Below are 13351 nucleotides of genomic sequence, written 5' to 3'. Positions count from 1 at the left end.
CGCTCGATGCGATTACCTTCGGCCTGGCCGGCCTGCTCGGTCCCGCCCCGACCGGCGGCGCCGCACAGGTGTTCGGAGCGTCGGCCTCGGTGGCCGTCTCGTCGGTGCTCATGGCCCTGGCCGTACCGGCCGCGTGGAGGCTGCCCGTGAGCGGTCGGCAGGCGCAGGGCTTCGAGGCGGCCTTCCGTCGTCCGCGACCTCCTGGCCGGAGTGCGGTTCGTCGTCCGCGCCCCCCGCCCGGCCCGTGCAACCCTCACCTCGGTCGTCTCCTGCCTGGGACAAGGCACGCTGACGGTCTGTCTTCCGCTCCTCGGTGAACGCGTCCTCGGCGGTGCGGGCCAGGGCACGATGCTGCTCGCCTGCGCGGCCGTCTCCGCCCTGACGGCCAACGCCGCACTCGCGCGGTTTCCGCGTTCTCGCGCGCCGGACGCCGTCCTGTGGGCCGGCGCCCTCGTCCAGGCCGCCGCGCTGCTACTGGCCGCGACGGGGGGACCGGCCGCACTCCTCGCCGCCGTCCTGCTGGCCGGAGCCGGTGAAGAGGCAGGGCTCACCGCCCTGTTCGCAGTGCGCCACCAGGAGACCCCAGAAGACCTGCGCGGGCAGGTCTTCACCCTGGGAGCCGGCCTGAAGCTCACCGGATTCGCCCTCGGCGCGGCACTTGCCGGGTCCGCCGCCACCTGGCCCCCCCGGGCACCTCGGCACTCGCGGCCGGCGTCGAGATCCTCGCCGCGACGACCTTCTGGGCGATCACCGCGGCGTGCGGAGTACGGCGTGATGCGACCGAGGTTCAGGCGGTGCGGTTCAGGGCGGGGAGGTAGGCCTGGGACTGCCCCCGCTCGGTCGGGTGGTACGACTCGGTCGGGGCAAGCCAGCTGACGCTGTGGAGCCAGGGGGCGGTGGAGCAGATCTCGTGGCCGGTGAAGGCGCCGGTGACGTCGACGTAGGTGAACCCGTGGTGTGTGGCCCGTTCGTCGATGACCTTGTCGAGGCGGTCGACAGCGCCGTTGATCGCGGAGCGGGTGGTGTCCGCCAGCCCCGCCTTGCAGCTGCCGTTGAGCTGGTACAGGTGCGGGTAGCCGAGGACGACGACATGGGCGTGGGGGGCTTTGGCCCGGATTGCGGCGTAGAGGCGGTCGAGGTCGCCGGGGAGGGTGTTGTCGACGCGGTCGAGCGCTTCCTTGACGGCGTCGAGGCAGGTCCCCGTGCCGTGCAGCACACAGGTCGTCATCACATGGCCGAAGCCGGCGTCACTGCCGCCGACGGTGATGCTGACCAGCCCGGTGCGGGCGTTGAGCGACCCGAGCTGGCGGCTCAGCACGTCGAGGGCGCGGGCGCCGTTGCAGGCGGTGAAGTCGAAGCTGGACGGGGCGTGGGCCGCGGCCCACAGCGCGGGGAAGGAGTGGCTGCTGCGCAGACAGTCGGTGCTGGAGGCGAGATAGCTGCCGGCGCCGACACCGGCGGAGTAGGAGTCGCCGAGGGCGACGTACCCGGTGGCGTACTCCCGAGGTGCGGCGTGTGCCGTGGGAGTCGCGGTCAGGCTGCAGACGGCGGTGAGAAGTGAGCACAGACGGGCGGCGATACGCGAGGGTCTCATGCATTCCGCTTACCACCGCGCACCGGGCCCCGCTGCGCTGCCGTCGGCGACGTTCGTCCCTGTTGAGAGGCGGCCGCACCCGTGCTCGGGGGGCCCGGTCGTACGGCACGGGCCTCGTACCGGCGCTGATGCCCCCGGCGGCGCGCGGACCCCCGCCCACGGACGGCACCCGATCAGCCGTCACTCGAGCGGCGGCGTTTGTGTGCCGTCCCCGGGGAACTCGAAGGGTCTGTCCGCTCACCACCTCGCTCGGACCACGGGGCGGTACTTGGTGTGCGGTCCGTGACCAACGGCCCGCCGGCCGGGGCGGTCGGCACGGTCGCCCACCGGGCACTCGGCTGACCGGCGCCCGCCATCGGCCGGGAGGCAGCGGTGACAGCCGCTCCCGGTGCCCCGGTCGACGACGTGCCCGGCCCGGAGACCGGCCATGACAAGCGCCGCCGTGACTGTTCCGGCCCGTGCCGTGTGCCCGCCCGTGAGGTGCCGCCGCGTGGCCTCGCTCGGCCGTAGGCCATACTGGCTGGGTTCCGGAGCAGCCGCACGAGGTGGAGAGATGGACACACCACAAGGCACGCGGCGGGCGGCCCCCCAGCCCTTGCCGACGGCCGCGTTGAAGGGCGGCCCGCTACGGGACCGGGCCGGGATGCGGGCGGTGGGTGAAATCAGCCTGGCGACGCAGCCGGTGTGGGAGCGACTGCTGGAGGAACTCGTGGACGGGGACGAGCCGGTGTGCCATCTGGAGCTGTCCGCGGTCACCTTCATCGACGTCCGCGGCGCTGCCACGCTCGCGGCGGCGGCCCGGGCTCTGGGCGAGGGGCGGCGCATCGTGCTGTGGCAGCCCCCGGCGAGCCTGAGTCGAACGCTGGAGTTGTTCTGGCCCGAGCTGTCGGTGATCGAGGTGGCGCAGTCATGACTGGTACGACGGTGGACGACCGGTTCTGGCATCCCGCCCTGTTCTACTCCGGCCGCGACGAGTACCTGGCCGGCACCGTGTCGTTCGTGCAGGAAGGGCTGGCCGCCGGGGAGCCGGTGGCAGTGGCCGTGCCGGGCGACAATCTGCGTCTGCTGCGGGACGCTCTCGGCGAACAGGCCGAGGCCGTGCAGTTCCTGGACATGACCGAGGCCGGGCGCAATCCGGGGCGGATCATCCCCCGGGTGCTGCGCGGCTTCGCGGACGCCCACCCCACGGGCCGGGTACGGATCATCGGAGAGCCCATCTGGGCCGGACGCACCGCGACGGAGTACCCCGCGTGTGTGCAGCACGAGGCCCTGATCAACGCGGCCTTCCGGGGCCGGGCCGTGAGCATCCTGTGCCCGTACGACACCTCCCGGCTGGATTCCGCGGTGCTCGCCGACGCGCACGCCACCCACCCGACGGTCATCGAACGCGGCCAGGAGCGCGCCAGCGGCGCCTACGCGCCCGAGCAGGTCGTCAGCCGGTACAACCAGCCCCTGCCTCCCGCGCCGTTCGGCGCCGTCGAGTTCCCCTTCGACGCCGCCGCACTGCCCGTAGCCCGCCGCTTCGCCACCGAGCGGGCGGCACTGCTGGGACTGGCGAAGGACCGGATGGCGGACCTGGAGCTGATGGTGGCCGAGCTGACCACGAACAGCGTGGTGCACGGCGGTGGCCGGGGCACCCTGCGCCTGTGGGCGGAGGCCCGGCAGTTGGTGTGCGAGGTCGACGACGCCGGGGTGCACACCGATCCGCTGGCCGGACGCATCCCTCCGCCCGGTGCCCGGCCCGGCGGCCGGGGCCTGCTGCTGGTGAACATCCTCGCCGACCTGGTCCGCCTGCACACCGGCCCGGCCGGCACGACCACCCGCATCTATCTCGCCACCGGGAAGTACGCCCACGAGTCTCACTGAGACCGACGAGGCTCACCGAGCATCGGAACTGACCCTGCGTCACACCGCAGCGGTACGGGGGGAAGCCGTACCGGACCGGCATCCCGGCCGCGGCCCGGGCGGCAGCCGTTCGGCGGCCGATACGGTGCTCCGATGATGGTGACCCGCGCGGCACGGTGCCTGACATGACGGTTGTCCCCGAGGGCTGAGCGAACGAGGGACCGAGCGGGTTGATACGGGAGGAGGCGGCCATGGATCTTCGGCAGATGGAGGTCGCTGTCGCGGTCGCCGAAGAAGGCGGGTTCAGCGCGGCGGCACGGCGGTTGCACGTGGTGCAGTCCGCGGTGTCCACCACGGTGCAGTCCCTGGAGCGCGAGCTGGGGACACCGCTGTTCCACCGCACCACCCACCGGGTGTCGCTGACCCCCGCCGGAGAGGCCTTCCTGCCGGCCGCCCGAGCCACCCTGCAGGCCGCCCAACAGGCCCGTACGGCCGTCGACCCCTTCAAGGACGCACTGCGCGGCGAGATCACCGTCGGTGTGATGCAGGGCTTGTTCACCGGTCTTGCCCAGGCACTGGCCGACTTCCACCGCGAGTACCCCGCGGTGACGGTCAGGCTGCGTCAGGCACCCGTCGGCGACATCCCGCAGACGCTGCGCGACGGCAGCGTGGACCTGGCCGTCGTCGCCCTCGACGCACCGCAGTTGCGGGGCCTCACAACCCGGTTGCTGGCCCAGGAGGACATGGTCCTGGTGACAGGGCCGGCGACCGGGGCCCCGCCGGTCCTGCGGCCGGTGACCCTGTCCGAAGCGGCCCGCCTGCCGCTGGTGGACTTCCCCCCGGGCTGGGCGATCCGGCACGAGGTCGACAAGGCCTTCCGGTCGGCCTCGCTCGAACGCGCCACCACCTTCGAGGTGAACGACGTGCTGGCGGCGACCGACCTGGTCCGGCACGGCTTGGGCGTGTGCATCATGCCCCCGTCGCTCGCCTCCCGATTCCCCGATCTGCCGGTACGCCCGTTCGCCGGACAGGCACCGGCGTGGACGGTGAGAGTCGTCCAGCCGCAGGGACAGACGCCTCCCGCCGTCGCCGCGCTGCTGCGGCACATCACCTGACCTGCCGCCCCGCTGCCGCTCACCCAGCCCGTTCCCGCGCTGCTGCGCACCTCACCCATGACCAAGACCTGGGGATGGCGGGCGTCGACGCGGGAACCCGGGCCCCGCAAGAAGGCGATGTCACCACGGATGAGGTGAGTCATGGCGGAGCAGAAGTCGTCGTCCCTGCCGACGCCGCTGAGGGCCGTTGCCCGGCCGGTGCGCGACGCGGCCTCGGTCCTGGGCCGGCTTCCCGGCGCCGGGATGGTGGGCAGGGCGGCCGAGGGAACACTCGAGAAGGTGGGCGCCGTGTCGCCGCGGGGGCGGCACCCGGCGGTCTACGCCGGGGCCGGAGTGCCCGGCGCCGTGGGCCTGGTCGAGTGGCCCGTCGCCGTCACCGGCGCGGCGGTGGCCTGGCTCACGCAGCCCCGGCCGAAGGCATCCGGGCAGGGCCCGGGCCAGGTGTCCGAGAGCGAGGGGACCACCTCCACCGCAACCCGGCCAAGGACGTCCCGGGCGAAGAAACCCACGTCCAAGGCGCTCGAGCCCGCGCCCTCGAAGAACCCTTCGGCATCCTCCGGACGCGCCGGCTCCGGCACGCGCCGCGGCCGTACCACCGGCTGAGGGCGCGTCATGGTCCTTACGCTGCTGACGAGGTCTTCCGCCACCGCCGGACGTATCGTGCCGGCGGCGGTCCACCTGTTCGAACGGTCGGCCCCGACCGCGGTGGGCGCGGCCGCGGGCACCGTGGCCCAGACGGCACGGGCGGGGGTGCGGGGCGCGGACGCCGCGGTCCGTGTCGCATGCGTCGTCCGGCACGCGCTGCCGGGCCGCCCCCGCCCGTGGCGGTCCGGCACACGGGCGCATCTCGCGTTGCGGCAGGCGGTTCCAGGGGAGGAGCGGCGGGCGGACGGAATCGCCACGAGGGCGCGCCGGGTGGCCGCGGCGCTGGCGGATCACCCGGACGTGGCCTTCGCATACTGGGACGGTGGGTTGGCCCGCCTGGTGGTCGCCGCGACCGAGGAGGCGGTCACCGACCGTGTGGTGGAGGACGCGACCGGCCTCGCGGAACGCCACGGCCTCGTCCGGGCGGACGACCTGCCGGAGGAGTTCCCGCATCCGGCCGGGCCCGCAGGGGTACGGGCCGCCGCGGCCGCGCTGGCGGCCGACGTGGCGGCACCGCGGCCGCGGTGATCGGGTCGTCGCTGCACCTGCCGCCGTCGCCGCGCCTGGTGACCGCGGCCGTGACACTGCTGCGGGAGAACCCGCGCTTCCGCGACCTGCTGCGGGCCCGGCTCGGCCGCACCGGGATGGACCTGGCGCTGGCCTGGGCGAACGCGGCCGCACACGGAGCCGGCCAGACACCCACGTCCCTGGTGCTGGACGGAGCGCTGCGGTCGTGCCAGTTGGCGGAGACGGTGGCACGCGCCGCCGCCTTCGACGCGGTCCACGACGAGCTGTGCACGCCCGAGCGGGTCAGCGTGCCCCCGAGCGAGGCTCCGCGCCCGCCGCTGCGCACGGCGCCGCCCAGGAGTACGCCTCCCGCGCCTCCACCGGCAGCCTGGTCGGAGCCGCGGTGACGCTGCTCGTCAAGCGCGATCTCAACGAGGCCGCCGAGGCGGTGCTGGCCGGATCGCCGAAGGCCGCGCGCTACGGACCCGCCGCCTTCCAAGCCGTCCTGAGCGGCGCGCTGTCACGGGAAGGCGTGCTGGTGCGCGACCCGCAGCGGCTGCGGCAACTCGAGACGGCCGGCACGGTGGTGCTGCACCCGAGCGCGCTGCGCACCGAGAGCGGCGAGGCGGACCCCTGGGCGGAGGCGGTACTGGACGCGGCGCGCCGGGCCGGGCTGCGCGTCGTGATGGTGGACGACCCCGCACTGGAGGAGTTCACCGGCCTCGCCGACCAGGTCGTGGACGCACGGCGTCCCCTGGACGACGTGGTGCACGGGCTGCGCGGCGACTCCGGCGGCGTCGTCACGGTCGCCCGGCTGGACTCGGCCGACGAACGCACCGTCCTGGCCGGGCTGCTCGCCGGCGACGTCGCCGTCGCCCTCACCGACCGGGACGCCGCCGTCGTATGGGGAGCGGACGTCCTGGCCGTGCACGGCCTGGCCGACGTGCGGCGGCTGCTGGTCGCGGTCCCCGCGTCCCGCGCCGTCGGCCGCCGCGCGCAGACCCTGGCCCGCTCCGGTGCCGCGCTCTCCGGTCTGCTGGTGGCCGTAGGCGAGTCCAAGGGCGGCCGGGGGCGGCGCGGTCTGCTGCCCGGCCTGCGGCACGTCCCGGTCGACGTGAGCGCGGCGACGGCCCTGGCGTCCGGGGCGCGGGCGGCGCTGGGCGTCGCGGCGGCCCGCGCGCCGCACCCCGCCCGCGCGTGCCCTGGCACGAACTGCCGCCTCACGAGGCACAGGCCCGGCTGGCAACCGAACGGGCCCGCGAACCGGACCCGGTCGACCACGTCACGGCCCGGCTGCGCAAGGCGACGCGCACCGCCGGACGGTCGCCCGCCCTGGCCCCGGCGCGCTGGACCTTCCAGCTCGCCCGGGCGGTGCGCGGCGAACTCGACGATCCGCTCACGCCGGTCCTGGCGGTCGGCTCCGCCGCCTCCGCGATCCTCGGCTCCGTCGTCGACGCGGCGCTCGTCGTCGGCGCGCTGGACCTGAACGCGCTGGTCGGCGGCATCCAGCGGCTGCGCGCCGAACGGGCGCTGTCCGGCCTGCTCGCCGAGCAGAAGCAGAAGGCACGCGTCGCACCCGCGCACAAGGACGCGGCCGAACCCGCGCGGACGGTGGACGCCGCCCGGCTCATGCCCGGCGACGTGATCGAGCTCAAGGCGGACGACGTCGTGCCCGCCGACGCCCGCCTGCTCCGGGAGGACGGCCTCGAGGTCGACGAGTCCGCGCTGACCGGGGAGTCCCTGCCGGTCGTCAAGCAGGTCGATCCGACCCCGGGCGCCCCTGTCGCCGACCGCAGTTGCATGGTCTTCGAGGGCACCACCGTGGTGGCCGGACACGCGCGGGCCGTCGTGGTGCAGACCGGCGAGAGCACCGAGGCGGCCCGCGCCGTGACGCTCGCCGCGCGCACCCCGCCCTCCGCCGGGGTGCAGGCCAGGCTGCAGGAACTCACCCGCAAGGCACTCCCGCTCACCCTGGGCGGCGGAGCGGCGGTGACCGGACTGGCGCTGCTGCGCGGCACGCCCGTCCGGGAGGCGGTCAGTGGCGGCGTGGCCGTCGCCGTGGCCGCCGTGCCCGAGGGTCTGCCCCTGGTGGCCACGGTCGCGCAGCTCGCTGCCGCCCGACGGCTCGGCCACCGCGGCGTCCTGGTGCGCACCCCGCGCACGCTGGAGGCCCTGGGCCGGATGGACACGGTCTGCTTCGACAAGACCGGAACCCTCACGCAGAACCGGCTGCGCCTGACCCGTGTCGCCGACGCCGACGGGACGGTCCACGGGGTGGCGGAGGCGGCGGTCGCGGGCGTCGTACGGGACGCGGCGCGTGCCTGCCCCCGCCTGAACGGCGGCTCCGAGCGTCCGGTGCACGCCACCGACGCCGCCGTCCTGGACGCGGCGGATGCCGACCCGCAGTGGGAGCAGGCCGAGGGCCTGCCGTTCGAGGCGGCCCGCGGATATGCCGCGGCGGTCGGCCGCGCCGCGGACGGCTCGCGCACGCTCGTGGTCAAGGGCGCCCCGGAGACCGTCCTGCCCGCCTGCTCCGCACTGCCGGACCACGCGTCCGCCACGGCCCGGACGCTCGCCGGCGAGGGCCTGCGTGTCCTGGCGGTGGCCAGGCGCACCCTGGGCGAGGGCGAGAAGGAGTCCGACGTCATCGAACGACCGCTGGACCGGCTGGAGTTCGCCGGTCTGCTGGCGCTCTCCGACGCGCCGCGCGAGACGTCCACGGCCCTGGTACGCGGTCTGCGGGACGCCGGCGTACGGCCGGTCATGCTGACCGGTGACCATCCGCAGACCGCCCGGGCGATCGCGACCGAACTGGGCTGGCCCGAGGACACGGTCGTGGTCACCGGGGACGAACTGGCCGCCGTGGACAGGTCGGTGAGGGTCCGGATGCTGGCCGACGCGGGCGTCGTGGCCAGGGTCGCGCCGGAGCAGAAGCTCCAGGTCGTCGAGGCCCTGCGGGACGCCGGCCGGGTGGTCGGGATGGTGGGCGACGGCGCCAACGACGCCGCGGCGATCCGCGCCGCCGACGTCGGCGTGGGCATCAGCGCCCGCGGATCGGCCGCCGCCCGCAACGCCGCCGACCTGGTGCTCACCGACGACGATCTGACCGTCCTGGTCGAGGCGGTCCGCGAGGGCCGCGCCCTGTGGCGCAGCGTCGCCGACGCCGTCGCCATCCTGATCGGCGGGAACGCCGGCGAGATCGGCTTCGGCGTCATCGGCACCCTGCTGTCGGGGACCGCACCGCTGAGTACGCGTCAGATGCTGCTGGTGAACCTGTTCACGGACCTGTTCCCGGCCATGGCGGTGGCGGTGACCCCGCAGCGGCAGGAGCCCGACGGGCAGGGGGAAGGCGCCGCGTCCGTGGACGGGGTGCCACGGGCCCTCGGGGCGCCCCTGATCCGGCAGATCCGCCATCGCGCGCTGACCACGTGCCTGGGTGCGGTGGCGGCCTGGCTGATCGGCCGCTTCACCTTGGGCAGCGCTCGCCGCGCCGGCACGATGGCCCTGTGCGGGGTGGTCGGCACCCAGCTCGCCCAGACCCTGGCCGACCGCCGCGACAGCCCGCTGGTCCGCGTCACGGCCCTCGGCTCGGCCGTCGCACTCGTCGCCCTCATCCAGACGCCGGGCGTCAGCCGTCTGTTCGGCTGTACTCCGCTCGGACCGTTCGCCTGGGCAGGCGTCGCCGCGGCGATCGCTCTGGCGCTGATGGGCCAACGGGCGTTGCCCCGACTGGAACCGGCCATCGCCCGACTGCTGCCGACGGGACAGGGCTGACGGCCGACGGCCGGCGGGGCGAGGTGCGCGGGGGATGCCCGAAGAGGCCGGCCCTCCGGGGACCCGCGCCCGCCGTCGACTCCACGGATCGCCTCACCGGAACCCGGGCCCGGCTACACACCGCCGGACCCGGGCCGGCATCAAGAAGGAGTTGCCGGGCTCGGCGGCCTAGGGCCTCTCGTTTGGATCATGCCGGGCTCGCGGGACCTGGTGCCGCACCTCGCCGCGTTGTCGTCGGTTGCCATGGCTCCGCCATGGCGCCCTCCTCCGCCTTGCGATGCACGGCACCAGACCCCGCTCCCTGATCCGGCCTGATCCCAACGAAAGACCCTAGCCGCGCCGGCGGTGGGGCGGGTTCGGGGCGGGGACGAGGCCGAGTTGCTGGGCGCGGAGCACGGTGCTGATGCGGTCCCGGGTGCCCAGTTTGCGGTAGACGTTCTGGATGTGCTTGTGCACCGTCCGGTCGGATATGCCGAGGCGGCGGCCGATGGCGGCGGCGGTCAGCGCCTCGGTGAGCAGCAGCAGGACGGCTGTCTCCCGGGGAGTGAGATCACAGTCCGCGGCCACGTCCTGCGCAGCGCCCGGCGCGACGAGTCGCTGCCAGCTTTCCAGGAGTTGCCGCTGCTGGTCGACGGCCGCCAGCAGGGGCTGCACCTGGTGGGCGAAGCGGAGCTGGTCGTCGGTGAAGTCCGTTCCCGCGCGGTAGACGAGACACCCGGTGACGGGAGTGGTCGCCTCGGGCAGCGGGATCGCCAGCACGTGGTCCATGTCCAGCGCATCGTCGACCAGACGGGCGGTCGCGCTCGCGGACCAGGCGGCTCCGAGCACCCGGCCGGCTGTGACCGGCGCTCGGTCGCGATCGTTCGCGTAATGCCCCGCGAACGGGAACCCGGTGCGCAGAAGCCCCAGGGCCTCGTCGTCGAGCACGTCCAACGCCGACGCCGCCTCGGGCGCCGCACCGACCGTGCCCGCGCTCTCGCTCCAGTCGTCCAGCTTGTAGATCAGGACCTCGCCGCCGCACACATCAGGCAGCGTGGCGGCCATCAGGGGCCACAGCCGTGCGGGTTCGCGTTCGTGGAGCGCCGCCGTGGCCACCGACAGCATGCGTTCGTAGGCCGCGTCCAGCCTCTGTGCCATGTGACCTCTCCGCTCATCCGACCGTTCGTCGTACGCAGTTCTACCCATACCGGTGCGCCCCCTCGCTGATCCACACTCCAACGCAAGCGACATCGACGTTCCCGGACGCACTCAGGCCCACGGGCACCGGGCGGTGCGGCGGAGGGGATCAGGCGACCGGGGGGTGCCTGATCCGCCTCATGGGGTCGATCGCGAGTGGCCCACCAGAGTCCGTGCGTGCCGGCGGCATAGGGGAACGCCGGCCCGCACGGCTGCCGCGATCCCGGCAACTCCCCGGCCCCTGCCCACCCCACCGCGCGCGATGGCGGGAGCCCGGGGCCCGCCACGTCGTGGACGCCCCGCACGCGGCGGCCGGCGGCTTCTAGCAGGTCCGCGGCGACATCCGGCGGCTTCTGCGACCGGTCCGGGCGCAGGCTGCCGCGCCGTACCGGTGTCAACGCCGGTACACGGCGGGGCCCGGAATCGGGGGATCGTGCGTCGGTGATCGGGGCGCTATGCTCACGAACAGACCGTGTGATGACAGATGGGCCTGTCAGTCGACATCCGCGCCGGCCGTGCGCACGGTACTCCGCGATAAGGAGGGGCCGTCGTGAACCTGGCCAAGGATGCCCGTGTGGATCTGGACCGGGACGTGTTCATGCGGGGACTGGTCCGCGAGCTGGCGACGTCTCTGGAGTCCGTGGTCGGACTGGAGGAGGCCTCCGGCTACATCAGCCTGGTCGGCCAGTCGGTGGGACTGCAGATCAACGAGGCCTACACCGAGGCCATCGGCCTGCCGCAGCTGACCCGCGAACAGGTCGCCGACGTGCTGGTCGACCTCAAACAGCGCATCGAGGGCGACTTCTATCTCATCTCCCAGGACGAGCACCGGATCGTCCTGGGCAGCCGCAGCTGCCCGTTCGCGGAGAAGGTGCTCGGGCGGGAGTCGATGTGCATGATGACGTCCAACGTCTTCGGCACCATCGCCGCGCAGAACCTCGGATACGCACGCGTCGAACTGGAGGAGACCATCGCCCGCGGCGCCACCGGCTGCCGCGTCGTGGTGCACCTCGAACCCGAACTCGACCTGGGCGTGGAACCGGGCCGCGAGTACTTCGGCGACGCTGCGTCCGTCGAAGAGGAGGCGGTCGACGCAGGGACCGGAACGCGTGGCTGAGATGAACCTGGCGATGTTCCAGGCCATGTCCAGGGTTCTTCCGCACGCCGTCGTGGTCTGCACCGCCTCCGGTCGAGTGGTGGCCGCCAATCCGGCCACGACCCGTACGGTGGACACGCTCCGTCCCGAAGCGGAACTCGCGGACCTGGTGCTGGACCCCGCCGACCTGTTCCGGCGGATGGCACAGTGGGCGCGCAGCGGATCCCCGCTGCCGGGCGTCATGACCGTGCGCGACAGTGCCGGGGTCCCGGTGCGCCTGCGTTGCCACGGAGGCCGGGCCACCTGGTGGAAAGGTCCCGAGCCGGCCGTCCAACTGCACCTGTCCCGGCTCGACGTCAGCGACCGCTTCGTGGCGCTCAGCCAGCGCGTCAGCCTGCTGAACCAGCAGATGGCCTACCGGCACGCCATCGCCCAGCAGCGGGACCAGCTGCTGCGCGCCGAGCAACGGGCCCGCGCGCGGATGCAGCGCCTGTACCGGCTCACGGCGGCCTTGGCGGCCGCCGCCACCCTCACGGACGTCTGCGACGCCGTGTACAAGTGCGCACCCCAGGCCCTCGACGCCGCGGACGTGACGCTCGAGCTGCACCCGCGGCGCATCGTGCCGTCCCTCGGCCCGGCCGACACACTGCCCGTGACCACGGCCCCCTGGGTGGATCTCGACCGGCTGCACACGGCACCGGTCTCCGCGCCCGCGTACGAGGCCGAGCAGCGTCTGCCGCTTGAGACCGAGGGTGTCACCCTCGGCACCCTGGTCATCCACTACGCTCCGGGCGCCGAGCAGGACGCCGAGCACACCGTCGCCATCGGCCAGCAGATCGCCCAGGCGGTGCGCAGGGCGGGACTCTTCGAGCACGAACACCGGCTCGCCGAACGCCTCCAGCGCAGCCTGCTGCCCAACCTGCCATCCGTCGAGGGCCTGGACATCGCCGGCGGATACGCCCCCGGCACCCAGCTCGTCGACGTCGGCGGCGACTGGTACGACGTCCACATCCTCGACGGCGAAACCGTGGGCCTCACCATCGGCGACATCGCAGGCCACGGCATCGCCGAGGCCACCGCCATGGCCCAGACCACCACCGTGCTGCGCAGCATCGCCCGGCGCAGCGGCACCCGTCCGCCCGCGGTCCTGGCGGAGCTCAACGACTTCCTGGGCACCTACCACCACGGCCTGATGGCCACGGCCTGCTACGCCGCCTACGACCGCCGCACCCGCACCCTGCGTTACTCCCGGGCCGGCCACCCTCCGCCCCTGCTCATCCACGCCGACGGATCGAGCCGGTACCTCGAGGGCGCGCTCGCCCCACCGCTCGGCCCTGTCCCGTTCACCGACTACCCGCAGGCGGAGACAACCGTCCCGACAGGCACCACCCTCGTGTTCTACACCGACGGTCTCATCGAGCGGCGCGGCCAGAGCCTGGACGTCGGCCTGGCTCAGCTCCTTCAGACAGCCCGCTCGACCGCGGGTCTCGACGCCGAGGGCATCTGTTCCCTGATGCTCCACCAGCAGCCCGACACGGAGATGCCCGACGACAGGGCCCTGCTCGCCGTGCAGTTCCCGTCGTCGTCCGCCGGCTGAAG

Annotated in this window: 8 protein-coding genes and 1 pseudogene; 7 read left to right on the top strand and 2 right to left on the bottom strand. The window is 74.0% G+C overall.

Annotation, left to right across the window (positions count from 1 at the left end; translation table 11 throughout):
- Window positions 1-787: 787 nt before the first annotated feature.
- Window positions 788-1594: an SGNH/GDSL hydrolase family protein gene (locus N8I84_RS03865; protein WP_263228152.1), complete on the bottom strand. Its 807-nt coding sequence runs from the start codon at window positions 1592-1594 to the stop codon at window positions 788-790.
- Between the two features lie 553 nt (window positions 1595-2147).
- On the opposite strand from N8I84_RS03865, the gene N8I84_RS03860 reads away from it, so the two are divergent.
- The 5 genes and pseudogenes from N8I84_RS03860 to N8I84_RS03840 all read left to right on the top strand — a co-directional run bounded on the left by N8I84_RS03860 (window position 2148) and on the right by N8I84_RS03840 (window position 9480).
- Window positions 2148-2507, top strand: a complete 360-nt coding sequence (locus N8I84_RS03860; RefSeq protein WP_263228150.1) for an STAS domain-containing protein — start codon at window positions 2148-2150, stop codon at window positions 2505-2507.
- A complete protein-coding gene (locus N8I84_RS03855) occupies window positions 2504-3460 on the top strand; it encodes a sensor histidine kinase (RefSeq protein WP_263228148.1) in 957 nt (318 codons plus the stop codon). Before N8I84_RS03860 ends, N8I84_RS03855 begins: the two co-directional genes overlap by 4 nt.
- Before the next feature lie 230 nt (window positions 3461-3690).
- A complete protein-coding gene (locus N8I84_RS03850) occupies window positions 3691-4554 on the top strand; it encodes a LysR family transcriptional regulator (protein ID WP_263228147.1) in 864 nt (287 codons plus the stop codon).
- Between the two features lie 141 nt (window positions 4555-4695).
- On the top strand, window positions 4696-5157 hold the full coding sequence (locus tag N8I84_RS03845) for a hypothetical protein (protein ID WP_263228146.1): 462 nt from the start codon (window positions 4696-4698) through the stop codon (window positions 5155-5157).
- Between the two features lie 9 nt (window positions 5158-5166).
- Window positions 5167-9480 (top strand): annotated as a pseudogene (locus N8I84_RS03840) (HAD-IC family P-type ATPase).
- 330 nt (window positions 9481-9810) lie between these two features.
- Here N8I84_RS03840 and N8I84_RS03835 read toward each other — a convergent pair.
- Window positions 9811-10617, bottom strand: a complete 807-nt coding sequence (locus N8I84_RS03835) for a helix-turn-helix transcriptional regulator (RefSeq protein ID WP_263228144.1) — start codon at window positions 10615-10617, stop codon at window positions 9811-9813.
- A gap of 589 nt (window positions 10618-11206) precedes the next feature.
- Here N8I84_RS03835 and N8I84_RS03830 point away from each other — a divergent pair.
- Both N8I84_RS03830 and N8I84_RS03825 read left to right on the top strand, forming a co-directional pair.
- The gene (locus tag N8I84_RS03830) at window positions 11207-11773 is read left to right on the top strand and encodes a methanogen output domain 1-containing protein (protein WP_263228142.1); all 567 of its coding nucleotides are present in this window, start codon (window positions 11207-11209) and stop codon (window positions 11771-11773) included.
- Between the two features lies 1 nt (window position 11774).
- The gene (locus tag N8I84_RS03825; protein WP_263234652.1) at window positions 11775-13349 is read left to right on the top strand and encodes a PP2C family protein-serine/threonine phosphatase; all 1575 of its coding nucleotides are present in this window, start codon (window positions 11775-11777) and stop codon (window positions 13347-13349) included.
- Window positions 13350-13351: the final 2 nt, after the last annotated feature.

The organism is Streptomyces cynarae (assembly GCF_025642135.1).
GTDB lineage: Bacteria > Actinomycetota > Actinomycetes > Streptomycetales > Streptomycetaceae > Streptomyces > Streptomyces cynarae.
The sequence above is the reverse complement of the archived record's forward strand: the minus strand, read 5'-3'. Positions and strand labels throughout refer to the sequence as shown.

Bases quoted from the DNA above. Each gene is read 5' to 3' on its own strand.
- N8I84_RS03865 (WP_263228152.1), bottom strand. From the start codon at position 1,594: ATGAGACCCTCGCGTATCGCCGCCCGTCTGTGCTCACTTCTCACCGCC.
- N8I84_RS03835 (WP_263228144.1), bottom strand. From the start codon at position 10,617: ATGGCACAGAGGCTGGACGCGGCCTACGAACGCATGCTGTCGGTGGCC.
- N8I84_RS03850 (WP_263228147.1), top strand. From the start codon at position 3,691: ATGGATCTTCGGCAGATGGAGGTCGCTGTCGCGGTCGCCGAAGAAGGC.
- N8I84_RS03825 (WP_263234652.1), top strand. From the start codon at position 11,775: ATGAACCTGGCGATGTTCCAGGCCATGTCCAGGGTTCTTCCGCACGCC.
- N8I84_RS03860 (WP_263228150.1), top strand. From the start codon at position 2,148: ATGGACACACCACAAGGCACGCGGCGGGCGGCCCCCCAGCCCTTGCCG.
- N8I84_RS03855 (WP_263228148.1), top strand. From the start codon at position 2,504: ATGACTGGTACGACGGTGGACGACCGGTTCTGGCATCCCGCCCTGTTC.
- N8I84_RS03845 (WP_263228146.1), top strand. From the start codon at position 4,696: ATGGCGGAGCAGAAGTCGTCGTCCCTGCCGACGCCGCTGAGGGCCGTT.